Genomic DNA, 26,477 nt, shown 5'->3' with positions numbered 1-26,477 from the left:
TGTCCGGCCTTGAAACCGGTTACATGTCGTGGCTGTCATCTGCTTGGTCGGCGTTCGCGTCAAGACGCAATTTGGCAACAGGCCGCTGCGCCGCCACGCTCTGTGCCGCGTGCTGGCGCGGCCGGTCCGGCAGGATCGCGAGGAACTTGCCGAGGCGGCCGCGGCGATAGGTCAGCGCCTGGTAAAGGGCGAGGCTCGCCTTGGCCCAGAGCCGATAGCCCGCGAACCAGCCCGTGCGCCTGGACAGGGCGAACAGGCGACGGCTCCAGCGGCTGATCGCGGCGCGCATCCGATAGACGAGCCTGCGGCGGAGCGGGAGGCGGCTCTTGGACGGTGCGACACGTTTGCGCGGGACGAGGCCGGTGCGGTGCCAGGTCAGGCGATAGGCAAGGCCCTCGCGCCGGTGCCTGAGGCCGGCATCCTGGGTCGCGATCACGAAGGCGGCGTCGACCGGTTCGAGCCGCAGCCGGCCGGCGGCGCGGCCCTGCTCGATCATCCTGCGCAGCTTTGGCGTGCGGACCACTACGACGTTGGTACCGCGCCCGTCAGATGAATAGGGCTCGACCCAGGCGTCGCCGAAGGCGATGTCGGCGGTCTCCGCCGTCACGTCGTCGCAAAAGTCGCAGGCCGAGTTCTGGAAGAAGCCGGCGCCCCAGTCGCCTTCGGCCAAATGCCACCAATCGCGGTTGACGCTGCGGCCGTCGCGGAGCGTCAGCTCGGCGTTGTACCAGTTCGCCGGGCGCTCAGGCCATTTGCGGCGATAGTCGATGCCGGCGACCTCCGCCGGCTCGACGCCCATCTGCCGGGCGAAGCTCTCGACCATGCGCGCGCTCTTCATGTGGCCGCAGAACAGGCCGAGCGTTGCGGCGATGCGATCGGCGAGGACGGGATCGGCGGCGCGCTGGAGGTGGACCGCCTTGATGAAGCAGGGGATGCCGACGACGGCATAGCGGCCGGGCACCTCGCGGATCTCGCGCAGCACCCCGGAGAGCTCGATCGGATAATAGCGCGACTTGGCACCTTCGCGGACCGCGTTCTCGGTGCGCGAGATGCGATAGCGGAACAGCCGGCCCTGGGCCTCGGGATCGGCCGCGACGACATGGGCGACGCCGTCGACGATGCCCTGCCGGAGCAGCTCCGCCGCGACCCAGCTGACCAATCCGCCCGAGCTGCCGTTCATGCGGAACTCGCCCTCGCCGGCATGGCCGACATAGGCCGCCTCGAACCGGCCGACCGCCGGATCGTGGACCAGAGCGGAGGGGAAGCGATCGGCGGCGATCTCGTCCTCGTTGCGGGCGGCGGGGGAGAAGGGGCAGGTTCGTGCCAATCGTTCGCTCGGCGATCGCATTATCGATCGTGGAGCGCGAGGCTTCAGCTGGCCGTAGCGGTCCCACCCCATGCGCGCCTCGCCCGCCGCCGCGCAGCCGCCGCAGCCGATGCACAGGCCCGATGCGACGATGTCGTGACGGCTGACAGGGGCGGTCACGCCTCCCCCAGGGCGAGGTCGAGGAAGCGATCGGACCGCTGCCGTGCCTCGCGGATGCGATCGGCGAGATGCGCTGCGAGAGGCGTAGCGAGAAGCTCACCTATCCTACCCGGAGCTGCGTCGGCTTCGACCAGGCGATGTTCTGCACCGAGGCGGCGAGTCAGGTCCCTGAGCTTGATCGAGCGATAGTCGGACGCGACGCAGGCGAAAGGCTTGGCGTTGACCAGCGCGAACACGCAGCCGTGGAAGAAATTGGTCACCACCGCCGCCGATGCTGCGATCAGCCGGCGGAAGTCGTCGGGACCGGCCTCGATCCGCTGCTCGTCGGCCCAGTCGTTGCGATAGCCGACGCTGACGAGGCGATACCCGGCCTTCTCCGCCCAGGTGCGGGCCGCGCTCGCGAACCAGGCGGGAAAGCTGTGGCCGTAGACGGCGACTTCGCGCCGGGGCGGCTCGTCGGTGGGGGGCGGGGGGAATTGCAGGCAGGGATCGAGCACCACCTCCGGCGCCTCGCCGAGCGCGCCGGCCAGCAGCGCGCGGCTGTTGTCGTCGCGCACCGAGATCGCATCGAAGGCGCCAAGACGCTCGGTCCAGCTCGCGTCGATGCCGTCGTTCGCATCATGGTTGCCGAAGCTGGCGGCATAGGCGGCGAGGCGGCCGGCGCGCAGGCCCTCGCCGAAGAAGATCGGCTTGGCCGAATACCAGGGGTGGCGGAAGTTCCACACCTCGTCGCTGCCGACCAGCACCAGGTCATAGTCGCCGGCCAGCGCGGGCATCTCGAGCGGGAAGCAGTGCGAGCGCGGCAGCCGCTCGAAGGCGCGGAGGAAGCGGCGCGCCTTTTCGCCGTAGCGGCCGAGGTCGCGGCGCTCGGTGCGGCGGGGGAGCTGCGGCTGGAAGGCGCAGCGCCATTCGGCCTGGCGGACGCTGCGGCTGTCGTGGTCGAGCAGCACCGCGTCGTGCCCGCGCGCGCGGAGGCCATCGACCAAGCAGCGCGCCTGCCAATAGGAGCCGTAGTTGATGCAGCGGTGGAAGGTCAGCACGCCGATCCTCATGCCGCCCGCGCTTCCTCGATCAGGCCCGCGGTGTAGATGCGGTCGAGCACCTCGGCTGAGGCGATGAACCGCTCGGCGGCGGGGTCGAAGCGGGGCGAGGCCGCAAGTTGGATCGCCCAGGCGGCGGCGGAACGGGCACCCCAGTCGTCGGGCGGGTCGGCGAGGCGTTCGGCACTGGTGCCGGCGAAGCGATCGGCGACGAAGTCGTAGAAGGAGCCGCCGACGTTGCGCAGCGCCGCGCCGCCCTCGGTGCCGTAGAAGGCCGCCTCGATCACCGCATCGCGACCGGCATGGAGGCGCCAGGAGCAGGCGAGCCGCACCGACACCTCGCCGGCGAGGAAGCTGGCGACGGCGAAATCCTCCACCTCGTCCGCGCCGGCCGGTGCTCCGCCCTTGCGCAGGTCCGCCTCGACCGCGATGACGGGCGGGAAGCCGAGCGTCCACAGCGCGAGGTCGACCAGGTGGACGCCGAGGTCGATCACGCACCCGCCGCCCGAGAGCGCGCGGTCGTAGAACCATGGTTTGTCGGGGCCGTAGGCGTTGTGGAAGGTGAGGTCGATCGCGAACAGCCGGCCGAGCTCGCCGCGCTGCACCAGCGGCGCGATCGCCTGCATCGCGGCGGTGTGGCGGTAGGAGAGGTCGACGCCGAGCAGCCGGTCGGCGGCGCGCGCGGCCTCGACGACGCGCTGCGCCTCGGCGGCGGTGCGGCCGAGCGGCTTCTGGCAGAACACCGCCGCGCCCGCGTCCAGCGCCGCCACCGCCTGCTCGGCATGGAGCGCGCTCGGCGTTGCGATCACTACGCCGTCGAGGCCCAACACCAGCATCTCGCCAAGCGAGCCGGCCTGCCGCGCATCCGGTGCGAGCTTCAACGCCTCGGCGGCGCATTCGGGAGAAGGGTCGCAGACCGCCGCCGCCTCGACCGCGCCGGTGGCGAGCATCGCTGCCATCCGGTGCCGCCCGATCCAGCCGGTGCCGAGGAATCCGATGCGCGGTATCATGTCATCATCACCAGCGCCTTGACGAAGCCCTCGGGCTTGTCGCGGGTGGCGTCGAGCGCCTCGCCGAGCCGTTCGAGCGGGTAGCGGTGGGTATAGAGCGGCTCGGGATCGAGCCGGCGGCTCGCCACCGCGTCCACCGCCTCGCGCAGGCCCTGCATCTGCACGTCGGGATCGCGCTCATGGGCGTTGATCACGTCGATGCCCTTCCAGTTCCACATCTGCATGTTCACCTGGCGCGGTCCGTCCTGGTGATAGCCGGCGACGATCAGCTTTCCGCCGAACGCGACCAGCTCGCCGGCGAGGTCGAGAGGCCATTGCTTGCCGACCGCCTCGATCACGCGGTCGCACAGACGATCGCCGGTCAGCGCCTTCACCGCGTCGATGATCCTCCAATGATCGTCCATCGCGATGGTTTCCGCGGCGCCGTATCGGCGGGCGAGTTCGAGCGATTCCGGGCGGCGCGAGATCGTGATCACGCGCGCGCCGGCCGCGCTGGCGAGGCGGGTGAGGATCGCGCCGAGGAAGCCGATTCCGACGATCGCCACGCTCTGCCCGGCGCGGATGTCGCTGCGGCGGAAGACGTTGAACGCACAGGCGATTGGCTCGCCGGGGAAGGGCTTGCCGGCGAGGCCGGGCGGGAGCTTCACGACCATGCCGGCCTCGGCGAGGTCGTAGTCGGCGAAGCTGCGGTAGGAGACGGCGGCGACGCGGTCGCCGGGCGCCAATCCTTCCACGCCTGGCCCAACCGCGTCGACCGTGCCCCAGCCTTCGTGGCCGAGACCGCCCGGATCGCCGGGATAGGTCATCCACGGCAGGCCGGCCCAGGGCTCGAGGTTGGAGGCGCAGACGCCGCAGCCCTCCAGCCGGATGCGGACCTCGCCCGGGCCGGGCTCGGGAACGGCAGCCTCCTCGATGCGGATTTCGCCGGGAGCGGCGAGCACGGCGGCGCGCATCAGGTGGCGCTCCACTGCAACCAAAGCGCTTTCCGGCGATTGGCCTCCCGGAGATAATCGCAATGCCCGATCCGGCCATGCCCGAGATGACCGCGACGCTGCGCGACAACATCGCTCGCCTGACCGAGCGACAGCGTGCCGAGGCGAGCTCGGCCCCATTCAGCCAGCAGCTGGCCGACCGGATCACGCGGTTTACCGGATCGATGACGTTCGTGGCGATTCATCTGATCCTCTACGGGGCTTGGATCGCGATCAATCTCGGCTGGATTCCGGGGGTGCCGCGCTTCGACCCCAGCTTCGTCGTGCTGGCGATGGAAGCGTCGGTCGAAGCGATCTTCCTTTCGACCTTCGTGCTGATCAGCCAGAATCGCATGGCCACGGAGGCAGACCGCCGCGCGAACCTCGATCTCCACATCAACCTGCTGGCGGAGCACGAGCTGACACGGCTCGCGGGGCTGATCGAGCGCATCGCCGAGCGGGTCGGCATTCCCGTCGACGACGCCGAGCTCGAGGAGATCAAGCGCGACGTGGAGCCGGTCGAGGTGCTCGACGCGCTGGACACGCGCAAGCGCGCCGAGGGGCTCGAGCCGTAGCATCGCCGCTCAATCCGCGATGAAGGCTTCGAGCGCGGCGAAGGCCTCGTCGTCGGGCATCTGCCGGGGCGGGTGCTTGCAGAAGAAGGCGGCCGCCGGCTCGATCGGGCCGGCAAGGCCGCGGTCCTTCGCCAGCTTGGCGCAGCGGATCATGTCGATCGCGACGCCGGCGCTGTTCGGGCTGTCCTCGACCGACAGGCGCAGCTCCAGGTTCATCGGCACGCCGCCGAACAGCTGGCCCTCCATCCTCAGGAAGCAGACCTTGTTGTCGTTCTGCCAGGCGACATAGTCGCTGGGGCCGATGTGGATGTTCTCGTCGGCGATGCGCTCGGCGGCGACCGACTGCACCGCCTCGGTCTTCGAGGTCTTCTTGGAGGCGAGGCGCTTCCTCTCCAGCATGTTGAGGAAGTCGGTGTTGCCGCCCGTGTTGAGCTGGTAGGTGCGGTCTAGCTTGACCCCGCGCTTGCGGAACAGGTCGGTCAGCACTCGGTGGACGATGGTCGCGCCGAGCTGCGCCTTGATGTCGTCGCCGATCACCGGCACGCCCGCGCGGCGGAAACGCTCGCCCCAGGCGGGATCGCTGCCGATGAACACCGGCATGTTGTTGACGAAGGCGACCCCGGCTTCCAGCGCGCATTCGGCATAGAACTCGCTCGCCTGCTGCGAACCCACCGGCAGATAGTTGACCAGCACGTCGGTGTCGGTCTCGCGCAGCGCCGCGACCACCTCCTCGCGCGTCGCCTCGGGCTCGTCGGCGGGCAGGAAAGTGCGGTCGTCGGGGAACTCCGCCATATGCTCGGCCACTCCGTCGAGGATGCGGCCCATCCGCACCTTCGTACCCGTCGGCGTGACGCGGTCGGCGAAGACGGCGGTGCAGTTGGGCTTGGCAAAGATCGCCTTGGCGACGTCGCGGCCGACCTTGCGTCGGTCGACGTCCCAGGCCGCGACGACGCGGATGTCGCCGGGGCGGTAGCCGCCGATCTCCCAATGCATCAGGCCGACGGTGTCGTTGGCGCCGGTGCGGTAGTGTTCGAGGCCCTGCACCAGCGAGCTCGCGCAATTGCCGACGCCGACGATCGCGAGGTTGATGCCGCGCGGATGGGGGGAGAGCATGCGGTCCTCCTTTCAGGCGTTGGCGACGGCCGGCCGGTCGGCGACCGCCGGGGCGTAGCGGTCGATCATCCAGGCGCAGAAATCGGCGAACTGCTGAGGGTCGTGCGGCGGGCTGGTGTGATGCTGCCCGGCGCCGAGATGCTCGGGGGTGAAGCAGAAGGTGAGCGTCACCTCGAAATCGGCGAGCGCCTCCATCTGCCGGTCGAACCAGTCGAGTGCATCGGGGCGGAAGCTGTCGGCCCAGCTGAGGCCGGTCCGCAGCTTGCGCGTGCCGAGCCGCTTCATCCACTGGACCGCCTCGTCGAGCCGCGGGTCGTGGAAATGGAACCATTGCATCAGGCCCATCTCGCCCGCGACCTTGGCGTACTCGTCGAGGGCAGGCTTGGGCGTCCCGTCCTCGCGGATCAGGCCCATGTAGAAATGCCGATAGTAGCTCGATCCTTCCGCCTCGCGGTGGCGCGTCTCGGCGCCCCAGGCCATCGGCAGGTCGAACAGCGAATACCAATAGATGTTGGGCACGCGGCCGATCAGCAGCTCGGCGGTGCGCCTGAGGCCGAACACCTGCACCTCCTCGGCGCCGAACGAGCCGACGCCGACCTCGGTCACCCACACCGGCTTCTCGGGCGCTGCCGCCTCGATCTCGGCGATCCGAGCGGGCCAGGCGTGGATCGGCCACAGGTTCCAGTCGAGCGGGAAGCCATGGACCGCGACCACGTCGACCGCGTCGAGCGCGCCGTGCCCGCGCATCCGGTCCAGCCAATGCGGGTCGATCGGGGACATGCCGCCCAGCACCCGCGTCACCGCCGGGTTGATCTCGCGGATCGCGGCACCGGTACGGATCACCGTGTCGGCGTAGATCGCCCAGTCGGGGTCGAGCTCCGGGTCCCAGTGCGACTTGTTGTTGGGCTCGTTCCAGATCATCGCGGCTTCGATCATTCCGCCGCTCCCCGCGCTGGATAGACCGCGGCCGGGCCGTATCGGTCGTAGGGCACCGGGGCCACGCGGCAGAGATAGACCTCGGGCTCCGGATTGGCCTCGATCGCGAAGCCGGCGGCGCGCAGCATCGCCTGGCTGCACGCGGCGTTGGGCGCCCACCAGTTGGTCCAATCGTGCGCGAAGGCGCGCTCGATGAAATGCATCCTGGGATAGGCGGGGTTGTCGAAGAAGCTCGGCGGCTGGGTCGTGCCCGGAACGTGGAAGGGGTGGTCCTCCGGCACCTGCAGCACGTCGGGCGAGCCCTGCTGCATCGTCTGGAACAGCATGAGGTCGCCCGCGACATGCTCGCGGATCAGGTCGAGGGCGAGCAGCGGGTGGCGCAGGTGGTAGAGCACCCCCATGAAGATCACGAGGTCGAAGCGCTCGCCGAGCGCGGCGACGTCGTAGACCGAGAGGTTGCGCAGCTCGATATCGTCATAACCGAGCGTCTCCGCCACCAGCCGCGCCTGGGCGAGATAGCGCTCGTCGGTGTCGATGCCGAGCACGCGCTCGGCGCCGCGCCGCTTCATCTCGACCGCGTAGAAGCCGGCGTTGCAGCCGATGTCGAGCACCGACTTGCCGCTGAGGTCCGCCGGCAGCGCATCGGCGAAGCGCTGGAACTTGAACGCGGGATAGTCGCCCAGGAAATGCTCCGGCGCAGTCGGGATGCCGTCCAGGTCGATGTTCTGGAACCAGGGCGCGAGCGCCTCGATCCGCTCGCGCAGGGCCTCTTTCGCGGAATCGATGCGGGCGATGTTGCTTCTCCTCATGCGTGTCCTCGATTGAGCGTGTGGAGGCGTCCGCCCCAGGGGCCGACGATGAGCGTGCTGACCGAGCCGGGGTCGACGTCGAAGCGCAGCAGGTTGTCGAGCCCGAGCCCGAGGTAATGCGCGACGACGCCGCGGATGATGTCGCAGTGGCTGACGCACAGCACCGCAGCCTTGGGATTGCCGGAAGCGACCGCCTCGACGTGCTTGACCGCCCGTCCGACCGCGGTCGCCATGGTCTCGCCGCCGGGCGGGCAGGCGGTGGAGCGGGTCGCGTTCCAGGATTGCCACGCCTGGTCCGCCTCCAGCTCGGCGAAGCTGCGGCCGGTCCAGGTGCCGAAGTCGATCTCGTCGAGCGCGGCGACGACGCGGACGGTCAGGCCGAGCCGGTCGGCGACCTCCTTCGCGGTCTCGCGGGCGCGTTGCTGCGGGCTGGAATGGATCGCGGCGATCGGCTCGCCGCGCGCGATCTCGCCGGCCAGCCAATGCGCCTGGGCGCGTCCCTCGGCGGTGAGGGCGCCGCCCGCCTGCCGGCCGCTCAGCACTCGCCCGACATCGGCGTGCGCGCAGTGGCGGACGAGATGGATGCGCGCGCTCATGCGCTGCGAAAGGGCCGGGGAAGGATCAACATAGATGCTTCCCAACCGGATCGCGCCGGAAAAGTTCCGAATTAATCCATGTTATATCAATAGCTTAACATAAGTTATCGAAAGCCGGAATCGGGAACAAGATGAAGAAGAAGGTGTTCGGAAAGCCACCTGATCGACACCATCCACCGCTGCCGAGCGCGGCGATTCAGCGAGAGGAACGGCGTGACCGAACATGTCCTGATCACCGGAGGCGCGGGCTTCATCGGCCGGCAGGTGACGTCCGAACTGCTCCGCCGCGGCTATCGCGTGCGTATCCTCGATTGCCTGCTCGAACAGGTCCACGGCGATGCCGGGCGACCCGAGGACCTCGACCCCGAGGCCGAGCTCGTCCGCGCCGACGTGCGCGACGGCGATGCGGTCGCGCGTGCGCTGGACGGGATCGACAGCGTCGTCCACCTCGCCGCCGAGGTCGGCGTCGGCCAGTCGATGTACGAGGTCGAGCGCTACACCTCCGCCAACGACCTCGGCACCGCGGTGCTGTTCGAGCGGCTGATCGACCATCCGGTGCGGCGCGTCGTCACCGCCTCGTCGATGAGCATCTACGGCGAGGGGCTGTACCGCGACATGGCCGGCAACCTGATCGAGGATGCCGAGCGCGGGCTGGTGCGCGACGGGCAGAAGATCTGGAACCCGCTCGACATCGCCGGCCATCCGCTCACCCCGCTGCCGACGCCCGAGTGGAAGCGGCCGAGCCTCGCCTCGATCTATGCCCTGAACAAATATGTGCAGGAGCGCACCACGCACATCATGGGCGCGCCCTACGGCATCGAGAGCGTGTGCCTGCGGCTGTTCAACGTCTACGGTCCAGGCCAGGCGCTCTCCAATCCCTATACCGGCGTGCTCGCGATCTTCGCCTCGCGGTTGCTGGGCGGCCAGCGTCCCCTCGTGTTCGAGGACGGCGAGCAGCGGCGCGACTTCGTTCATGTCGGGGACGTGGCGCGCGCCTTCGCCGATGCGCTGGAGAAGCCCGGGATCAGCGGCCAGACCTTCAACATCGGATCGGGCAAGGACCGCTCGGTGACCGAGGTCGCCATGGCGCTCGCCCGCGCGATGCACCGCAACGACGTGGCGCCGGAGATCGTCGGCAAGGCGCGGGTCGGCGACATCCGCCACTGTTTCTGCGACGGCGCGCTGGCGGCGGAGAAATTGGGCTTCACCGCGCGCAAGGACTTCGACGAGGGGTTGGCCGAGCTCGCCGAATGGGTCGGACGGCAGACCGCGGTCGACCGCGTCGGCCAGGCGCGCGCCGAGCTCGAGGCGCGGGGGCTGGTGGCATGAGCGGCGCGCCGATCCTCGTCACCGGCGGCGCCGGCTTCATCGGCTCGAACATCGCCGACCGGCTCGCCGCCGAGGGGCATCGGGTGATCGTCTACGACGCGCTGCTGCGGCCCGGTGTCGAGACCAACCTCGCCTGGCTCAAGCAGAGCCATCCCGGCCGCATCGTCGAGGTGATCGCCGACATCCGCGACCGGCGCGAGCTCGCCCGCGCCGTGCGCGAGGCGGGGGCGGTGTTCCACATGGCCGCGCAGGTCGCGGTCACCACCAGCCTCGCCGATCCGCGCGAGGACTTCGAGGTGAACGTGCTCGGCACGCTCAACCTGCTGGAGGCCGTGCGCGAGAGCGGCCGGCGCATCCCGCTGGTCTTCGCCTCGACCAACAAGGTCTACGGCGATCTCGGCGACCTCGCCTTCACCCGCACCGCGCGCGGCTATGTGCCCGCCGATCCGGCGATCCGCGCCAACGGCATCGGCGAGGACCGGCCGCTCGACTTCCACACGCCCTATGGCTGCTCGAAGGGCGCGGCCGACCAATATGTGCTCGATCATGCCCGCAGCTTCGGCCTGCCGACCGCGGTGCTGCGGATGAGCTGCATCTACGGCCAGCGCCAGATGGGCACCGAGGACCAGGGTTGGGTCGCGCACTTCTTGATCCGCGCGCTGGAGGGCCAGCCGGTCACCATCTACGGCGACGGCTATCAGGTGCGCGACATCCTCGACGTCTCCAATGCCGTCGAGGCCTATCTCGCCGCCTGGCGCCGGATCGACCGCGTCGCGGGGCGCGCCTTCAACCTGGGCGGCGGGCCCGGCAATGCGGTGAGCCTGGTGACGCTGCTCGACCATATCGCGAGCCTGGTCGAGCGTGACGTCGCCTGTGACAACGCCGAGTGGCGCGCGGGCGACCAGCGCTACTTCGTCGCCGACACCGGCGCCGCGCAGCAGGAGCTGGCGCTCGGGCCCAAGGTGCCGTGGCGCCGGGGCGTCGCCCGGCTTGCGCAATGGCTGGCGGAGCAGCGCGGCATCACCCTCCCGAACGAGGAGCCGCGCGTCGTCCCGCTCCGCACGGCGGCGGCGCTGTGAGCGGGCGGATGCGCATCCTGCTCACCGCCGATGCGGTTGGCGGGGTCTGGCAATATGCCACCGACCTCGCCCGTGCGCTCGGCGGCCGCGAGGTCGAGACGGTGATCGCGCTGCTGGGGCCTCCACCGTCCGCAGTGCAGCGTGCCGAGGCGGCGGCCATTCCGGGCGCGCGGCTGGTCGAGACCGGCCTGCCGCTCGACTGGCTGAGCGACGGCCCCGCGCCGATCCTCGCCGCCGGCGCGGCGATCGCCGAGCTGGCCGGTGACGAGCATGTCGACCTCGTCCAGCTCAACATGCCCTCGCTCGGCGCCGCCGCGCCGCCGCCGGTGCCGGTGCTCGCCGTCGCGCACGGCTGCGTCTCGACCTGGTGGCAGGCGACCTGCTCCGGCGAGCCGCTGCCGCGCGAATTCCACTGGCACCGCTCGCTGACCGGGGAGGGGCTGCGCGCCGCCCATGCGGTGGCGGCGCCGAGCGCCGGCTATGCCCGCATGGTGGCGCGCCTCTACGGACTGCCGCGCGTGCCCGCGGTGGTCCACAACGGCCGCGCCTTCGCGCCGATGGCCAATGGCGCGATGCAGGACTGCGTCTTCACCGCCGGCCGCCTCTGGGATCGCGCCAAGAACGCCGCGCTGCTGGATCGGGTCGCGGCGCGGCTGGCGGTGCCGTTCCACGCGGCAGGCCCGATTGCCGGTCCGCATGGCGAAGCCGCCGACCTCCGGCACCTCCACCTGCTCGGCTCGCTCGATGCCACCGGCATGGCACGGCAGCTCGCCTGCCGGCCAGTGTTCGTCTCCGCCGCGCGGTTCGAGCCGTTCGGGCTTGCCGTGCTGGAGGCGGCCGCCGCGGGATCGGCGCTGGTGCTGTCCGACATGCCCGTGTTCCGCGAGCTGTGGGACGGGGCCGCGCTGTTCGTCGCCGGAGAGGACGAGGCCGGCTGGACCCGCGCGATCGAAAGCGTGATCGGCGACGCCGACCGCCGTCATCGCCTCGGCGCCGCCGCCCGCGAGCGCGCCGCACGCTACACCGCCGATGCGATGGCGGAAGCGATGCTGCGGCTCTACGCGCGCCTGCTCGCGCACCATCCGGCCGGAAGGAGGGTGGCGGCATGAGGATCGTCTATTTCACCCATTCGCTTGCGTCCTGCTGGAACCACGGCAACGCCCATTTCCTGCGCGGCGTGCTGACCGAGCTGATCGCGCGCGGCCACGACGTGCGGGTGTTCGAGCCCGAGGGCGCGTGGAGCCTCGCCAACCTTCTCGCCGACCATGGCGAGCAGGGGCTGGAGCCCTATCGTCGCGCCTATCCCAAGCTGAGCTCGACCGTGCTGGCCAAGGATGCCGACCTCGCCGAACAGGTCGACGGCGCCGATCTCGTCATCGTCCACGAATGGAACGAGCCGGCGCTGGTCGCTGAAGTGGGCCGGCTGCGTGCGGCCGGCGGGCGCTTCACCCTGCTGTTCCACGACACCCACCATCGCGCCGTCAGCGCACCCAAGGAGATGCGCGCCTACGACCTCTCCGCCTATGACGGCGTGCTCGCCTTCGGCGAGGCGCTGGCGGAGGTCTATCGCCGCTGGGGCTGGGGCGAGCGGGTGTGGGTCTGGCACGAGGCCGCGGACCTCCGCCGCTTCCATCCGCCGGCGGAGGAGGGACGCCGCCAGGGACTGGTGTGGATCGGCAACTGGGGCGACGGCGAGCGCAGCGAGGAGATCGCCGCCTTCCTGCTGCGCCCCGCCGAGGAGGCCGGCCTGCCGCTCGACATCTACGGCGTGCGCTATCCCGCCGCGGCGCTGGCGGCGCTCGCACGCCACGGCGCGCGCTATCGTGGCTGGGCGCCCAACGCCCGCGCGCCGGAGATCTTCGCGCGCCACCTCGTCACCGTCCATGTCCCGCGCCGCTATTATGCGACCATCCTGCCCGGCATCCCGACGATCCGCGTGTTCGAGGCGCTTGCCTGCGGCATCCCGCTGCTCTCGGCGCCGTGGGAGGATGCCGAGGGGCTGTTCCGCCCCGGCACCGACTATCTCGTCGCCCGCGATGGCGCGGAGATGACCCGCCATCTCGCCGCTCTCCGCGACGATCCGGACCTGCGCTCATCGCTGATTGCGCACGGCCTGGAGACGATCCGCGCCCGCCACAGCTGCGCGCACCGGGTCGACGAGCTGCTCGCCATCGCCGCCCGCCTCGCCGCTCCAGCAAGGAATGCCGCATGAAGATCGCCTTCTACGGATCGAGCCTGTTGTCCTCCTACTGGAACGGCGCCGCCACCTATTACCGCGGCATCCTGAGGGCGCTCGCGGGACGCGGCTACGACATCAGCTTCTACGAGCCCGACGCCTTCGACCGCCAGCGGCACCGCGACATCGACCCGCCGATGTGGGCGCGCGTCGTCGTCTACCCGGCCACCGCCGAGGGGCTGGAGTCGGTGCTCGCCGAGGCGGGCGCGGCGGACGTCGTCGTCAAGGCGAGCGGCGTCGGCGTGTTCGACCGCGAGCTGCTGGAGGGCATCCTGGCCCGCACCCGCCCGGACGCGATCCGCCTGTTCTGGGACGTCGACGCCGCCGCCACGCTCGACGAGATGCGCGCCGACGCCTCGCATCCGGTGCGCCGGGCGCTGCCGGAGCTGGACATGGTGCTGACCTACGGCGGCGGCCCGCCGGTGGTGGAGGCCTACCGGGGATTCGGCGCCGCGCACTGCGTACCCGTCTACAACGCGCTCGATCCCGTGACCCATTATCCGGTGCCGCGCGACGGGCGCTTCGCCTCGGACCTTGCCTTCCTCGCCAACCGGCTGCCTGACCGCGAGGCGCGGGTGGAGGAGTTCTTCCTCAGGCCGGCCGCCTTGCTGCCCGGTCGCACGTTCCTGCTCGGCGGCAACGGCTGGGACGACAAGCCCATGCCCGGCAACGTCCGCCGCCTGGGGCATGTCGGCACCGCCGACCACAACGCGCTCAACAGCACCCCGCTGGCGGTGCTCAACGTCGCGCGCGATTCGATGGCGCACATCGGCTTCTCCCCGGCGACGCGCGTGTTCGAGGCAGCCGGCGCCGCCGCCTGCCTCATCACCGACGCCTGGGAAGGCATCGAGCTGTTCCTCAAGCCCGACGCCGAGGTGCTGGTCGCCCGCGACGGACAGGATGTCGCCGACCTGCTCGCCGCGCTCACCCCCGAGCGCGCCCGCGCGATCGGCAGGGCGGCGCTCGCCCGCGTCCTGTCCGAGCACAGCTATGCGCTGCGCGGGGCGGAGGTCGACGCGATCCTCCGCAGCCACGCCGCGCGTGCGAGGGAGGCGGCATGAAGCTCGTCGTCCTCGGCCTCAGCCTCGGCTCCTCCTGGGGCAACGGCCACGCCACCACCTTCCGCGCGCTGCTCAAGGCGTTCGCCGCGTGCGGCCACGACATATTGTTCCTGGAGCGCGAGGTGCCCTGGTACGCGGGCGAGCGTCGTGATCTGACCGATCCGGGCTATTGCTGGCTGCAATATTATCCCGACCTCCAGGCGCTGGAGACCTGGGCGGCGACCATCGCCGAGGCGGATGCGGTGATCGTCGGCTCCTATGTGCCCGACGGGGTCGAGGTCGCCCGCTTCGTGCGCAAGCACGCGCGCGGCGTCACCGCTTTCTACGACATCGACACGCCGGTCACGCTCGCCAAGCTCGCGCGCGGCGACTTCGAATATCTCTCGCCGGAGGTGATTCCCGGCTACGACGTCTATCTCTCCTTCACCGGCGGGCCGACGCTCGGCCGGATCGAGCGCGAATTCGGTTCGCCGGCGGCGCGCGCGCTCTACTGCTCGGTCGATGCGGAGGCCTATCGCCCGCTCGACGTGCCGAAGCGGTGGGACCTCAGCTATCTCGGCACCTACAGCGACGATCGCCAGCCGGCGCTCGAGCGGCTGCTGATCGAAACCGCGCGCCGCTGCCCCGACAGGCGCTTCGCCGTCGCCGGGCCACAATATCCGGCCGGTATCGCCTGGCCGGCCAATGTCGAGCGCATCGAGCACCTGCCGCCCGCGCGCCATGGCGAATTCTACGGCGCCTCGCGCCTGACGCTGAACGTCACCCGCGCCGACATGATCGCGGCGGGCTGGTCGCCGTCGGTGCGGCTGTTCGAGGCTGCCGCCTGCGGAACCCCGATCCTGTCGGACCGCTGGAACGGGCTCGACAGCCTGTTCGCGCCGGACCGCGAGATCCTGTTCGCCGACACGACCGAGGATGCGGTCGCCGCGCTCGGCCGCGATGCCGCCGCGCTCGGCGCCGCCGCCCGTGCGCGGGTGCTCGCGGAGCACACTGCTGTCCACCGGGCCCAGGAGCTCGAACACCATCTCACCCAGGCAACAGCGAGGAAAGCGATCATGAAAGTCGAGACTGCACCGCTCACCCTCGTCGCCGGCGGCGCCGGCTTCATCGGCTCGCATCTCTGTGCCGAGCTGCTCGCGCGCGGCGACCATGTCGTGTGCCTGGACAATCTCCAGACCGCGCGCCCGTCCAACCTCGGCGATCTCGAAGGCCATCCCCGCTTCGAGTTCGTCGAGGCCGACGTCACCCATCCACTGCCGCCCTCGATCACCGCGCGCGCGCGGCGGTTCACGCGCATCTACAACCTCGCCTGCGCCGCCTCGCCGCCGCAGTATCAGGTCGATCCCGAGCACACGATGCTGACCTGCGTCGTCGGCACCGACCAGCTCCTGCGCCTGGCCGAGCTGTCCGGCGCGCGGTTCCTGCTCACCTCGACCAGCGAGGTCTACGGCGATCCCGAGGAGCATCCCCAGCGCGAGGATTATCGCGGCCTCGTCAACTGCACGGGCCCGCGCGCCTGCTACGACGAGGGCAAGCGCGCCGCCGAGGCGATGACCTTCGACTTCGGCCGCATGGACCGGGCGGAGGTGCGCGTCGCGCGGCTGTTCAACACCTATGGCCCGCACATGCACCTCGACGACGGCCGGGTGGTGTCGAACCTCATCTGCCAGGCGCTGTCGGGGCGGGAGATCACCATCTACGGCGATGGCAGCCAGACGCGCAGCTTCTGCTACGTCGCCGATACCGTCGAGGCATTGATCCGGCTGATGGAATGCGATGATTTCGACGGGATGGAGCCGATCAACATCGGCAATCCCGACGAGATGACCGTCAACGAGCTGCTCGAGCAGGTCACCGCGATCACGCGGGTCAATCCGCGTGTCGAATATCATCCGCTTCCGATCGACGACCCGCGCCGCCGGCGGCCGGACATCACCCGCGCGCGCAGCCTGCTCGGCTGGGAGCCGCGCGTCGATCTGCGGACGGGCCTCGTCAGCACCTGTGCCTGGTTCGCCGAGGAGCTGGCGCAGGGCACGCCGCCCGAGGAGCTGGAGCTGACCTGCGCGGCGGAGTGAAAAACAAACTCCTCCCCGGAACGCGGAGGGGGACCGCCAGCCGCAGGCCGGTGGTGGAGGGGGCTCTCATCCCGGAACGCCCTTTGCGGCGGGCCCCCTCCACCAAGCCGCTGCGCGACTTGGTCCCCCTCCCCGTCCCGGGGAGGAGCTTGAAGAAACCGTCACCATCGTGAAACTGGTCGGGGCGACAGGATTCGAACCTGCGACCCCCACACCCCCAGTGTGATGCGCTACCAGGCTGCGCTACGCCCCGACCATGGGTCTCGGGGCGGGCCCCGAGGCCGCGCCACTTAGGCCGCGTCTCGCCGCGATGCAAGCGTCGCCGTTGCGCGCGCGGCGATCCGGTGTTAGCTGGCGCCGGATAAGTCCGGGCGATCCGCCCGGCGGGGCCCCTATCCACGCGAGAGCCATGTTCATTCCCCCAGCTTATGCCCAGGCCGCAGGCGGCGCTTCCGCTGACGGCGGACTCGCCACCATCATCTCGATGGCGCCGCTCGTCCTCATCTTCATCGCCTTCTACTTCCTGATGATCCGTCCGCAGCAGCGCCGGATGAAGGAGCTGCAGAACGCGATTCAGGCGGTCAAGAAGGGCGATCAGGTCGTCACCGCGGGCGGCGTCGTCGGCAAGGTGACCAAGGTCGAGGACCGCTTCGTCGAGGTCGAGATCGCCCCCACCGTCAAGGTGCGCGTCGTCAAGGCGACTATCGCCGAGATCACGCCGCTGGGCGGCGCCAAGCCCGCGAACGACTGATGCTCGACTTTCCCCGCTGGAAGATCACCGGGATCGTCGGCGTCCTGCTGATCGCGGTATTGCTCGCGATCCCGAGCCTGCTGCCGGAGCGTATCGTCAGCCAGTCGCCGGTAAACCTGCCGCGCATCAACCTGGGGCTCGACCTCGCGGGCGGCAGCTATCTGCTGCTCGAGGCTGACACCAACGACGTCGCCGCCGCGAAGATCGAAACCATGCGCGACCAGATCGCGACCGAGATGCGGCGGGGCAATCCGACCATCGCGATCGGCGACATCTCCGGCCGCGATGGCAAGCTGAGCTTCATGGTACGGGACCCGAGCCAGGTCGACGCCGCGCGCGAGCGGCTGCTCGGCATCGTCGGCAGCGGCGTCGGCATGACCGGCCAGCGCGAATGGGACGTCGAGGTGGTCGATTCGACCCGCTTCGTACTGACGCCGACCAAGGCGGGGCTCGCCCAGGAAGTCGACCGCGCAATGAGCGTCGCCACCGAAGTGGTCCGCCGCCGCATCGATGAACTGGGCACGCGCGAGCCGACCATCATCCGCCAGGGAACCGATCGCATCGTCGTGCAGGTGCCTGGCCTCCAGGACCCGCAGGCGCTGAAGGACCTGCTCGGCAAGACCGCCAAGCTCGAGTTCAAGCTGGTCGACGTCAACGCCGATCCGCAGCAGGTGGCGCAGGGCATCGCGCCGATCGGCGACGTGATCCTGCCCTTCGCCGACGATCCCAGCGGCCAGCGCAAGATCGCGCTCAAGCGCTCGACGGTGATCTCGGGCGACCAGCTCGCCGACGCGCGGCAGGAGTTCGATCAGCAGAACGGCCAGCCGGTGGTCGCGATCACCTTCAACGGCGAGGGCGGCCGCCGCTTCGCCCGGGTGACGCAGGAGAATGTGAACAAGCCGTTCGCGATCATCGTCGACAACCAGGTGATCTCCGCCCCCAACATCGACGAGGCGATCATGGGCGGCCGCGCGCAGATCCGCGGCGGCTTCAGCGTCCAGTCGGCGAACGAGCTCGCGATCGCGCTGCGATCGGGCAAGCTGCCGGTGGACCTCAAGGTGGTCGACGAGAGCACCGTCGGACCGGACCTCGGCCAGGATTCGATCCGCGCCGGCATCCTCGCCTCCGCGGTGGCGGCGGCGGCGGTGGTCGCCTTCATGCTGGTGACCTATGGCCGGTTCGGCGTCTATGCGAACCTCGCCGTCATCATCAACGTGTTCGTGATCCTGGCGGCGATGGCGATCATCAGCGCGACGCTGACGCTGCCCGGCATCGCCGGCTTCGTGCTGACGATCGGCACCGCGGTCGACGCCAACGTGCTGATCAACGAGCGCATCCGCGAAGAGCGACGGCGTGGGCGCAGCGTCGTCCAGGCCGTCGAGCTCGGTTACAAGGAAGCGAGCCGCACCATCTTCGAGGCGAACATGACCCACGCCATCTCGGGCCTGGTGATGCTGCTGATGGGCTCCGGGCCGGTCAAGGGCTTCGCCGTCGTGCTGCTGATCGGCATCGCCACCTCGGTGTTCACCGCCGTCACCTTCACCCGCATGCTGGTCGCGCTGTGGATTCGCAAGAATCGCCCGACCGACATCAATATCTGAGGCCGAGACGTCATGCGCCTCCTGAAGATCGTTCCCGACAACACCAACATCGGCTTCGTCCGGCTGCGCTACTGGGCGTTCGGGCTCACGCTGCTGCTGTCGATCGCGTCGGTGGCGCTGGTCGGGGTCAAACACCTCAACTTCGGCGTCGACTTCGTCGGCGGCCTGATGATCGAGGAGCGGTTCCCATCGCCGCCGGAGATCGACAAGGTGCGCTCGACGATCGACCGGCTCGGCGTCGGCACCTCGACGCTGCAGCAGTTCAGCGACCCAAGGCTGGTGACGATCCGCCTGCCGGTGCAGGACGGGGCCGACGAAGGCGCGACCAACCGCGTCGTGCGCACGGTGGAGCAGGCGCTGGCGAAGGAATTCCCCGGCGCGACCTTCAGCCGCTATTCGACCGTGTCGGGCAAGGTCTCGAGCGAGCTGGTGCGCAACGGCATCCTCGCGGTGGTGCTGGCGATGATCGGCATCTCGCTGTTCGCGATCTTTCGCTTCGAATGGCAGTTCGGCGTGTCGACCTTCGTCGCCATCCTGCACGACCTGTTGATGACGCTCGGCTTCTTCGCGCTGACCCAGCTCGAGTTCGACCTCACCATCGTCGCCGCGGTGCTGACGATCATAGGCTATTCGATCAACGACAAGATCGTCATCGACGACCGCATTCGTGAGAACATGCGCAAGTACCGCAGCATGAGCATGAGCGACCTCGTCGACCTCTCGGTCAACGAGACACTGCCGCGGACGGTGATGACCTCGGTCACCATCCTGCTCGCGCTGGGGGCGATGCTGTTCCTCGGCGGGCATGTGCTGCGCGGCTTCACCGCGGCGATGATCCTGGGCGTGATCGTCGGCACCTATTCGTCGATCTACGTCTCCTCGTCGCTGCTGATCACGCTGGGCCTGCGCGCGCAGCCGCCGGCGCCGGGCAGCGGCGGCAAGGCGGAGCGGATCGCCGAACAGCCATGAGGATGGACCGGAATGCTGTTGCGTCGGGGCCGGTGATCGCCGGCTTCTCGCACGGCGGCTTCCGTATCGACGACAATGTCTACCGTGCCCTGCTGATCACGCCCGAGCGCGCCGACGGCTGGGAACCGCCGGCGCTGGAGGCGCTGGGCGAAGCGGACGTGGCTTCGGTGCTCGCACTCGATCCCGTGCCCGAGTTCCTCCTGCTCGGGACCGGCGCCACGCTGGTGCGGCCGTCGCCGGCTTTCACCGCAGCCTTGGAGGCGCGGGGGATCGGCGTCGAGGCGATGGACAGCCGCGCCGCCGCGCGTGCATGGGGCGTGCTCCGTGCCGAGGGACGCTGGATCGTCGGCGCGCTCTATTCTCTAGATCAGGAATCGAAATAGCGCCTGTGCTCCTGCGGAAGCAGGAGCGCTGGATCATGGGCGTGTCGCTTGCCGCCTGGGCTCCTGCTTTCGCAGGGGCACGAGGGGTCAACCCGCCCTATCGCCGAGCCTCCACCAGCTGCGCGAGATGATCGCGCAACTGCATCGCATTCGTCTCCCAGCTGAACCGCTCGGCCGCCGCGGCGACGGCGCCCGGATCGGGCGGGTCGAGCAGCACCTCCGCGATCGCGCTGGCGAAGTCCTCCGGCGTGCGCTCGGCGATGCGGCCGGCGGCGGGACGGTCGACCGTCTCACGTGCCCCGCCCGCCGGGGTGATCACGATCGGCGTACCGCTGGCCAGTGCCTCGACCCAGACGTTGGCGAGCCCTTCGGACGCCGAGGCGAGCGCCATCACGTCGGCAGCGGCGAACAGCGCCGGCAACTCGCCGTGCGGCACTGCGCCGAGCAGCTGCACCCGCTCGCCCAGACCCGCCTCGGCGATCCGCTCCTCGAGCGCCGGCCGCTCGGGGCCTTCGCCCGCGATCAGCAGAGTGGTGCCGGGCAGCCGCGCTACTGCATCGATCACCACGTCGTGACCTTTGCGCGGGATCAATGCCCCGACCGAAAGGATCAGCGGTCCGGTGACGCCGAGCCGTGCCTTCTCGGCGCAGCGGTCGCGCGGATGGAAGCGGCTGCGGTCGATGCCGGTGCGGTGGACGGCGACCCTGTCCGCGCGGATGCCGAGCGAGGCCATGTCGTCGCGCATCGCATCCGATACCGCGAGCAGCCCGTCGGCGTCGCGGCCCGCCTGTACCACCTGCGCGGCAGTGGCGGGGGCATGGCCCCAATGATGGATGTCGGCCCCGCGCGCCTTGATCGACACCGGCACGCCGAATCGCCGTCCTAGCGCGACCGCCGCGGGCCCGTCGGGAAAGAAGAATTCCGTATCGATGATGTCGAAAGGGAAGGCGGTGCGCATGTCGCTCAACAGCGGCGTGAGCGCCCGGATCAGCGCACCGGCATGGAAGCGCCCGCCGGTGCCCGGCAGCACCGTGAAGCGCGGTCGCCGCACGTCGAGCCCCCGCCATTGTTCGCGTCGCGGCAGACTGGCGAGGGCACGATAATGTCCAAGCCGGTCGAGCGGGAAAGGCGGCAGCCCGATCGGCGCGACCACGCGCAGCTCGACGTCTGGGAGCGCTGCCAGGCCCCGCGTCTGGCGCTCCACGAAGATGCCGAAATTGGGCCGGCTCGCGTCGGGGAAAAGCGTCGACAGGGTCAGTACGCGCAGCATCGCGACGCGGTCTTACGCGTCGCCGGTTAATTGGTCACTGCACTGGTACGATGATTAGAGCGATTTCGGCTGGATCGAGGAGCGGCATGGCCGCCCCTCGACCATATTCAGGCGAACTTCCTCAGCGGCAGCGGCGACGGCTGCCGGCGCGGTCGATCTCGCGGCCGGCGAGCGCACCGGCGCCAGCGCCGAGCACCGTGCCGAGCGTGCGGTCGCCGCGATTGTCGATCGAGCGGCCGACCAGCGCGCCCGCGACGCCGCCCACGATCAGGCCGGTGGTGCCGTTCGGCTTGCGGCAATAATAACGGCCGTCGCGGCCGCGCCATTCGCGATACTTGTAGCGCTTCTGCGCATCGGCCTTGCCATAGGAGGTGCCGGCAGAGATCGGCACCACCGCCGCCGTCGGAATGACCAACGTCGCCGCGCCGATAGCGAGCAACAGGTTACGCATGACTGGACTCCCTCATCCTTGATTGGATCGTTTCCGTAACGCCACCACCTTGTACGAGGTTGCATGAACCTCCGACAACAAGGCGAATAGAGCAATAGCCGTTGGCGAATCGCTCTCCATCCGGCTATCGGGGCGGCGTGCGTGGGGCATTCGATTCGCCGGCACAACGATCCCCGATATCCACATTATCCACAGGCGCGCGCGCGGTGATCCTGCTTGGCGCGACTCGCCGTCCATGACAGCATCATCCCTGCAAGACGACGAGAGATTGTCGAGAAATCGACAAAGGATCAAAGGCTTGCTCGCCACGATCGAGGTGCTGGTGCCGCAAGGAAACCGCACGGGCGATCGGTGCGATGGGCTCGCCGCCCGATCGACTTCGAGCCGCTTGCGGCGCGGAGCTGGACGGACGGAGAGACCATGGCAGGACGATTGCCCCCGGCGATCGTCGGGCGATGATCGACGAAAGCGAAGCGGCGCTCCTCGGAGCGGCTGGCGGAGCGATCGGCGATCGAACGACGGCGGGGCGACCCGGCGTCGGGTCGATGGGAAGCGAGCCGATATCCTTCGGGATGGCGGTGACGAACCGGAGACGAACGGCGACGGAGCGATCCGGCGCCGAGGTCGACGGAGTGATGCGGCATCTTTCGAGATGCGGTGATCGCCGGAGACCGAACGGCATCGGAGATCCCCTTCGACGCCGCTGGCCGCCGAGGCCGGTGGACACGCGCTTCCCGCGAAGCGCCGCTGCCGGCCCCGGTGACCGAAACAGGTGAAGCCTGCAGCCCTTGCCGGCGCGGGTGGATCCAGCCGCCGAAACCAGGTCGCGACACCCCGTGACCGAAGTCCGGCGACCGGGGGCTGGCAGCGATGCCGGCCCCCTTTTTGTTGGCTGGCCGCTCGCCGCCTGGGATCTGCTGCAAACGTCTCATCGTATTTCCTCCGCTTGTCGCGAAGCCGACGCGGCGGAGTCGCAAAGCTGCGCTCGACTGGACCGGCGCCCGAATCACCGGCGCACCCATGGAGGACGTGATGCAGGACGAGCAGCAGCCGATCGTCGAGCAGGAGACGGATGAGGCCGATACCGCCGAGGAGCAGGACGAGGACGTAGAGGACGCGTTCGACGAGGAGGAGGATGAGGGCGAAACCGAGGACGAGGCCTGATCCCCATCGCGTCCGCGCCGATGACGTCGGCGCGGGCGCGTGGTCGTCACCGGCGCTCCGGGGAACGGGAGCAAGCGGACAGGGGTTCTCTCCAGCAAGCACAGGAGAGCTTCGATGAACGACCGCATGGGAACCCGCACCCAGCCGCGCCCCAATATCTCGACCGAGAATCCGGAGGTCGGGAGTGATACCGATCCAAAGGATACCCTCGACCGTGACCGTCCGGCGCCGAAGGAACATGTCGAGCGCAAGAGCTCGCTGACCAAGGCTGATTGACGCCGCGCCTCACCTCACGATGACGCGCGCCAAGCGCCTCGCCCGCAGTTCGCGCAGGCTGCTCCGGCAGCCGCTGGTGAGCGATTTCGTCGCCAACCTGCTCGCCGCCGGAGTGATCGCGGCGGGGAGCAGGCTGTTGCGCAGCGGCCGCCGTTTCAGGCGAGGTGATGGTTGAGCGTGATCTCCGCCTTGAGCAGCTTTGAGACGGGGCAGTTGGCCTCGGCCTCGGCGGCGAGGCGGGCGAACTCCTCCGGATCGATACCGGGCACATGCGCGGTGAGCTCGAGGTCCGAGCGGGTGATGGTGAAACCGCCGCCGTCCTGCTCCAGCTTGACCGACGCTTTGGTTTCCAGGCTACCCTCGCTGTAGCCGGCCCGCGCCAGCGCGAAGCTCAGCGCCATGGTGAAGCAGCCGGCGTGGGCGGCGGCGATCAGCTCCTCGGGATTGGTGCCCTTCTCGTCGCCGAACCGGGTGTTGAAGCTGTAGGGCGTCCCGTCGAGCACGCCCGATGCGGACGTGAGCTGTCCTTTGCCGTCCTTGCCGAAGCCCTCGTAGCGGGCGGTGGCGGTGCGCGTCGTCATCGTGCGTCTCCTCTTGCTGCTGAGATCCGCTAGATAGGGAGCGCTGACGACAGCGCCATGACCAGGATGCCGGTCGCAGCCGATCAACCCGGCGCCGGACGAGGCGGGCTATCGGCGAGCTGCCTGTCCGGCCGGGCGAGCGCGGGCCGGAGCGCGTCGCGTTCCTCCGGCGGCACGGGAGCGTCCCCGTCCGGCCGGAACGCGTCGGGGGCACGATCGCGCGGTCCGGGACGGGGACGATCAAGGTCAAGATCGGGCGCCGGGTGCCCGTCGCGCACGGCGAGGTCGAGCTCGGTCCCGTCCGGCTCCGGCGTGCCGAAGATGCCGCCGGTGGCGTTCCTGCGCCACCACGCGAAGGCGAGCGCGCCGGCTCCGATCAGCCCCGCGCCGATCGCCGCGGTGGTGAGCCGGGATGAACGGGTGCGGTCGCTGCGGCGGGCCATGCGCGCGCTCCCTTCGTCAGCTCAGCGGCAACGGACGTTGTCGCGGTCGATCTCGCGTCCCGCCAGCGCACCTCCGGCGGCGCCGAGCAGCACGCCCAGCGTCTCCGAGCGGCCCGAGGTGAGCGCGGCGCCGAGCGCCCCGCCGGCGATGCCGCCGACGATCAGACCGGTAGTGCCGTCCGAACGTCGGCAATAATAACGGCCATCCTCGCCGACGTAGATACGGTCGTTGCGGCCGAGGCGGCGCTCGCGGTAGCGGCGGTCGTCGCGATAGTAGCGGTTGGCATAATAGCCGCCGTAGCTGGGATCGGGCCGGTTCCAGTCATAGTAGCGATAGCTTCGATCGCTGGCATAGCCAGGGCCCCCGCCATAGCCGTCGTAATCGCTGCAGCCGGCGACGAGCGTCGCCGCCGCGATCATTCCGAACGCGTACGCACGCATGGCATCTCTCCCATGTTGTTACGGGTTTGTATCGAACGCGCGAGGAGAGGTTCGGTTGCATGACGCAGGTCCGGGCGGATCAGGGATGCGGCAGGCCAAGCGGGTCAGAGCAGGCTGCCCTGCGCGCCCGGCTGATGGCTGGTGCGCATCTCGACCCGTGCGGCCTTTCTCATGGGGCTGATCAGCGGCGGCAGCCGGGGCTGGATACCGTCGAAAAGTTCGGGCAGCGTTACGAACTGGAGCGCCGGGAAACGACCGAACTCGGTCTCGATCATCGGCTGCGACGCCGCCTCGTCGCGCATCCCGCGGGTCGGTCGTGACTTCAGCACGAACAGCCCGAACCGATGCCTGTCGCGTTCCATGACGCGACCGAAGTCGCGGACCATCGTGGGGCCGATGTTGTCGCCTGCCTTGACGCTGATCACCCCGGTTCCGATCCGGCCCCCTTCGGCGAGATAGTTGAACCAGCCGTCGACACCCTTGTCGCCGCCCTTCTTGTCGCGCGGATACCCGCCGACATGCCAGCACACCCATTGCTGGAACTGGTGCGGATCGTCGGTGGCCAGTTTTTCGGCGCTGGCGAGATCGCGCGGGACGCCGACCGTCTCGAAGGAGATACCAGGATAGGCGCTGCGCATCCGGTCCTCGATCATGCCGATGGCGATATGAGTGACGTCGATCCCGATCCATCGCCGGCCGAGCTTCTGCGCGGCATCGACCGCGGTCCCGCAACCGCAGAAGGGATCGAGCACGACATCACCGGGATTGGACGAGGCCGAGATGATACGTTCCAGAAGCGCGCGGGGCTTCTGCGTGGGATAGCCGAGCTTCTCCGCCGACCATCCCCGGATCATGCTGATGTCGGACCAGTTCGTCGTGACCGACGTCCCCTTGGATTCGTCGAGATAGCGCTTGTACATCGGGACGTTGCCCGGCTTCGTCTGAATGACACGGCCGGCGGCGATCAACTCTTCCATCCGCTCGCGCGAATATCGCCAGAACCGCTTGACCCCCATCACTTCATATTCGGGATTGCCTTTGGCTGCGCCGCCGGGGCCGAGCATATTGTCCAGCTTCCAGCGGCGGCCGTCCGGGTCGGCATAGCGATAGAATTTGGCGATATAGGTTTCGTCCAGTGCCGTGAACTGGGGATTCCAGATCCTTCTGTCGGATTTCTGATAAAAGAGGATCGTATCGTTCACGCGTCCGAAGTGCCGGGCGCCCTGACCGACGTCGTTCTTGGAATCACTGCGCTTCCAGATGATCTCGTTGACGAAATTCTCGCCGCCGAACACGGCGTCGAGCACCAGCTTCAGATAGTGGCTCGCGGTCGGATCGCAGTGGAGGTAAAGGCTTCCGGTCGGCTTGAGCACGCGGTGGAGCTCGACCAGCCGCACCGCCATCATCGCCAGATAGGCCATCAGCGGATTCTCGCCGATCGCCGCGTGCATCGCTTCCATCATCACCTGCAGCGCCCGGTTGGTCCCGGCGGCGATGTCCAGCAAAGCTTCCTTGGAACCGTCCCCCCATGTCCAGGTATCGTCGAACGCCTGGATGCTGGCATCGGCGCCGGCGCCGTTCGCGGCCTTGAACAGCACGTTGTAGCCGGCGTTCGAATTGAACGGCGGGTCGAGATAGATCAGATCGACGCTCTCGTCCGGTATGTGCTCGCGCAGCACATCGAGATTGTCACCGTAGAAGAGATGATTGGCGATCTCCACGTCCCGCCTCCCGCGCCCGTAGCCGCGGCGGAACATTGCGTGATCCAAACCAGTCCAAAAGGCATCCTTCATCCGTTTCGGAGCCTCCCCGCTTGAGGGAAGGCTATCGC

27 protein-coding genes and 1 tRNA gene are annotated in these 26,477 nt (G+C 69.2%); 13 read left to right on the top strand and 15 right to left on the bottom strand.

The window, feature by feature from the left end; translation table 11 throughout:
- Window positions 1–19: 19 nt before the first annotated feature.
- The 4 genes from LZK98_RS18740 to LZK98_RS18725 are packed head-to-tail and all read right to left on the bottom strand — an operon-like array spanning window position 20 to window position 4,489.
- Complete coding sequence (locus LZK98_RS18740) at window positions 20–1,486, bottom strand: Coenzyme F420 hydrogenase/dehydrogenase, beta subunit C-terminal domain (RefSeq protein WP_233784025.1); 1,467 nt, start codon at window positions 1,484–1,486, stop codon at window positions 20–22.
- A complete protein-coding gene (locus tag LZK98_RS18735; protein WP_233784024.1) occupies window positions 1,483–2,538 on the bottom strand; it encodes a polysaccharide pyruvyl transferase family protein in 1,056 nt (351 codons plus the stop codon). The genes LZK98_RS18740 and LZK98_RS18735 overlap by 4 nt, the downstream gene beginning before the upstream one ends.
- Complete coding sequence (locus LZK98_RS18730; RefSeq protein WP_233784023.1) at window positions 2,535–3,536, bottom strand: Gfo/Idh/MocA family protein; 1,002 nt, start codon at window positions 3,534–3,536, stop codon at window positions 2,535–2,537. Before LZK98_RS18730 ends, LZK98_RS18735 begins: the two co-directional genes overlap by 4 nt.
- On the bottom strand, window positions 3,533–4,489 hold the full coding sequence (locus LZK98_RS18725; protein ID WP_233784022.1) for an MDR/zinc-dependent alcohol dehydrogenase-like family protein: 957 nt from the start codon (window positions 4,487–4,489) through the stop codon (window positions 3,533–3,535). Before LZK98_RS18725 ends, LZK98_RS18730 begins: the two co-directional genes overlap by 4 nt.
- 62 nt (window positions 4,490–4,551) lie before the next feature.
- Between LZK98_RS18725 and LZK98_RS18720 the strand changes: the two genes are divergently transcribed.
- On the top strand, window positions 4,552–5,082 hold the full coding sequence (locus LZK98_RS18720) for a DUF1003 domain-containing protein (protein WP_233784021.1): 531 nt from the start codon (window positions 4,552–4,554) through the stop codon (window positions 5,080–5,082).
- A 9-nt stretch (window positions 5,083–5,091) separates the two neighbouring features.
- On the opposite strand, the gene LZK98_RS18715 is transcribed toward LZK98_RS18720, so the two are convergent.
- Genes LZK98_RS18715 through LZK98_RS18700 form a run of 4 tightly spaced genes read right to left on the bottom strand, consistent with a single transcriptional unit; the run spans window position 5,092 to window position 8,536 of the window.
- Window positions 5,092–6,195 carry an inositol-3-phosphate synthase gene (locus tag LZK98_RS18715; RefSeq protein WP_233784020.1) on the bottom strand — a complete coding sequence of 368 codons (1,104 nt, stop codon included), beginning with the start codon at window positions 6,193–6,195 and terminating at the stop codon, window positions 5,092–5,094.
- Window positions 6,196–6,207: 12 nt separating this feature from the next.
- On the bottom strand, window positions 6,208–7,131 hold the full coding sequence (locus LZK98_RS18710; RefSeq protein WP_233784019.1) for a glycosyl hydrolase: 924 nt from the start codon (window positions 7,129–7,131) through the stop codon (window positions 6,208–6,210).
- Window positions 7,128–7,940 (bottom strand): TIGR04290 family methyltransferase, encoded by an 813-nt coding sequence (locus LZK98_RS18705; protein ID WP_233784018.1) that lies wholly within the window; start codon window positions 7,938–7,940, stop codon window positions 7,128–7,130. Before LZK98_RS18705 ends, LZK98_RS18710 begins: the two co-directional genes overlap by 4 nt.
- Window positions 7,937–8,536, bottom strand: a complete 600-nt coding sequence (locus LZK98_RS18700) for a histidine phosphatase family protein (RefSeq protein WP_233784017.1) — start codon at window positions 8,534–8,536, stop codon at window positions 7,937–7,939. The genes LZK98_RS18705 and LZK98_RS18700 overlap by 4 nt, the downstream gene beginning before the upstream one ends.
- 213 nt (window positions 8,537–8,749) lie before the next feature.
- On the opposite strand from LZK98_RS18700, the gene LZK98_RS18695 reads away from it, so the two are divergent.
- Genes LZK98_RS18695 through LZK98_RS20630 form a run of 6 tightly spaced genes read left to right on the top strand, consistent with a single transcriptional unit; the run spans window position 8,750 to window position 16,316 of the window.
- Window positions 8,750–9,865 carry an NAD-dependent epimerase/dehydratase family protein gene (locus tag LZK98_RS18695; RefSeq protein ID WP_233784016.1) on the top strand — a complete coding sequence of 372 codons (1,116 nt, stop codon included), beginning with the start codon at window positions 8,750–8,752 and terminating at the stop codon, window positions 9,863–9,865.
- The gene (locus LZK98_RS18690; RefSeq protein WP_233784015.1) at window positions 9,862–10,944 is read left to right on the top strand and encodes an SDR family NAD(P)-dependent oxidoreductase; all 1,083 of its coding nucleotides are present in this window, start codon (window positions 9,862–9,864) and stop codon (window positions 10,942–10,944) included. Before LZK98_RS18695 ends, LZK98_RS18690 begins: the two co-directional genes overlap by 4 nt.
- Window positions 10,945–10,952: 8 nt before the next feature.
- Window positions 10,953–12,053 (top strand): glycosyltransferase family 4 protein, encoded by a 1,101-nt coding sequence (locus tag LZK98_RS18685; protein WP_233784014.1) that lies wholly within the window; start codon window positions 10,953–10,955, stop codon window positions 12,051–12,053.
- Entirely contained in the window at window positions 12,050–13,156 is a 1,107-nt protein-coding gene (locus tag LZK98_RS18680; RefSeq protein WP_233784013.1) for a CgeB family protein, read from the top strand. Before LZK98_RS18685 ends, LZK98_RS18680 begins: the two co-directional genes overlap by 4 nt.
- Window positions 13,153–14,241 carry a CgeB family protein gene (locus LZK98_RS18675; RefSeq protein ID WP_233784012.1) on the top strand — a complete coding sequence of 363 codons (1,089 nt, stop codon included), beginning with the start codon at window positions 13,153–13,155 and terminating at the stop codon, window positions 14,239–14,241. Before LZK98_RS18680 ends, LZK98_RS18675 begins: the two co-directional genes overlap by 4 nt.
- Window positions 14,238–16,316, top strand: coding sequence for a bifunctional glycosyltransferase/UDP-glucuronate decarboxylase (locus LZK98_RS20630; RefSeq protein WP_319937517.1), 2,079 nt, complete (start codon window positions 14,238–14,240; stop codon window positions 16,314–16,316). Before LZK98_RS18675 ends, LZK98_RS20630 begins: the two co-directional genes overlap by 4 nt.
- Before the next feature lie 176 nt (window positions 16,317–16,492).
- Here LZK98_RS20630 and LZK98_RS18660 read toward each other — a convergent pair.
- Window positions 16,493–16,569: transfer RNA gene (locus tag LZK98_RS18660), tRNA-Pro, on the bottom strand.
- Between the two features lie 156 nt (window positions 16,570–16,725).
- Between LZK98_RS18660 and yajC the strand changes: the two genes are divergently transcribed.
- From yajC to LZK98_RS18640, 4 genes are read left to right on the top strand one after another with little or no spacing between them, the layout of a single operon-like run.
- Window positions 16,726–17,067, top strand: a complete 342-nt coding sequence (gene yajC / locus LZK98_RS18655) for a preprotein translocase subunit YajC (protein ID WP_233784011.1) — start codon at window positions 16,726–16,728, stop codon at window positions 17,065–17,067.
- Window positions 17,067–18,668, top strand: a complete 1,602-nt coding sequence (gene secD / locus LZK98_RS18650; RefSeq protein WP_233784010.1) for a protein translocase subunit SecD — start codon at window positions 17,067–17,069, stop codon at window positions 18,666–18,668. Before yajC ends, secD begins: the two co-directional genes overlap by 1 nt.
- A 12-nt stretch (window positions 18,669–18,680) precedes the next feature.
- Complete coding sequence (gene secF, locus LZK98_RS18645) at window positions 18,681–19,637, top strand: protein translocase subunit SecF (protein ID WP_233784009.1); 957 nt, start codon at window positions 18,681–18,683, stop codon at window positions 19,635–19,637.
- Window positions 19,634–20,020: an Mth938-like domain-containing protein gene (locus tag LZK98_RS18640; protein ID WP_233784008.1), complete on the top strand. Its 387-nt coding sequence runs from the start codon at window positions 19,634–19,636 to the stop codon at window positions 20,018–20,020. The genes secF and LZK98_RS18640 overlap by 4 nt, the downstream gene beginning before the upstream one ends.
- Window positions 20,021–20,117: 97 nt before the next feature.
- Here LZK98_RS18640 and LZK98_RS18635 read toward each other — a convergent pair whose 3' ends face one another.
- Together LZK98_RS18635 and LZK98_RS18630 are read right to left on the bottom strand one after the other, a co-directional pair.
- On the bottom strand, window positions 20,118–21,290 hold the full coding sequence (locus tag LZK98_RS18635; RefSeq protein ID WP_233784007.1) for a glycosyltransferase: 1,173 nt from the start codon (window positions 21,288–21,290) through the stop codon (window positions 20,118–20,120).
- A 121-nt stretch (window positions 21,291–21,411) separates the two neighbouring features.
- Window positions 21,412–21,741, bottom strand: a complete 330-nt coding sequence (locus LZK98_RS18630; RefSeq protein WP_233784006.1) for a glycine zipper 2TM domain-containing protein — start codon at window positions 21,739–21,741, stop codon at window positions 21,412–21,414.
- 1,032 nt (window positions 21,742–22,773) lie between these two features.
- Between LZK98_RS18630 and LZK98_RS20580 the strand changes: the two genes are divergently transcribed.
- Both LZK98_RS20580 and LZK98_RS18625 read left to right on the top strand, forming a co-directional pair.
- Window positions 22,774–22,905: a hypothetical protein gene (locus tag LZK98_RS20580; protein ID WP_264757858.1), complete on the top strand. Its 132-nt coding sequence runs from the start codon at window positions 22,774–22,776 to the stop codon at window positions 22,903–22,905.
- A 114-nt stretch (window positions 22,906–23,019) separates the two neighbouring features.
- Entirely contained in the window at window positions 23,020–23,181 is a 162-nt protein-coding gene (locus tag LZK98_RS18625; protein ID WP_233784005.1) for a hypothetical protein, read from the top strand.
- Between the two features lie 155 nt (window positions 23,182–23,336).
- On the opposite strand, the gene LZK98_RS18620 is transcribed toward LZK98_RS18625, so the two are convergent.
- From LZK98_RS18620 to LZK98_RS18605, 4 genes are all read right to left on the bottom strand, one after another.
- Window positions 23,337–23,762, bottom strand: a complete 426-nt coding sequence (locus LZK98_RS18620; protein WP_233784004.1) for an OsmC family protein — start codon at window positions 23,760–23,762, stop codon at window positions 23,337–23,339.
- Window positions 23,763–23,845: 83 nt separating this feature from the next.
- A complete protein-coding gene (locus LZK98_RS18615) occupies window positions 23,846–24,205 on the bottom strand; it encodes a hypothetical protein (protein WP_233784003.1) in 360 nt (119 codons plus the stop codon).
- Between the two features lie 21 nt (window positions 24,206–24,226).
- Window positions 24,227–24,646 carry a glycine zipper 2TM domain-containing protein gene (locus LZK98_RS18610; RefSeq protein WP_233784002.1) on the bottom strand — a complete coding sequence of 140 codons (420 nt, stop codon included), beginning with the start codon at window positions 24,644–24,646 and terminating at the stop codon, window positions 24,227–24,229.
- A gap of 104 nt (window positions 24,647–24,750) precedes the next feature.
- The gene (locus LZK98_RS18605) at window positions 24,751–26,367 is read right to left on the bottom strand and encodes a DNA methyltransferase (protein WP_233784001.1); all 1,617 of its coding nucleotides are present in this window, start codon (window positions 26,365–26,367) and stop codon (window positions 24,751–24,753) included.
- Window positions 26,368–26,477 lie beyond the last annotated feature (110 nt).

It is taken from the genome of Sphingomonas cannabina (assembly GCF_021391395.1).
Classification (GTDB): Bacteria; Pseudomonadota; Alphaproteobacteria; order Sphingomonadales; family Sphingomonadaceae; genus Sphingomonas; species Sphingomonas cannabina.
This window is presented reverse-complemented; position numbering and strand designations above follow the sequence as displayed.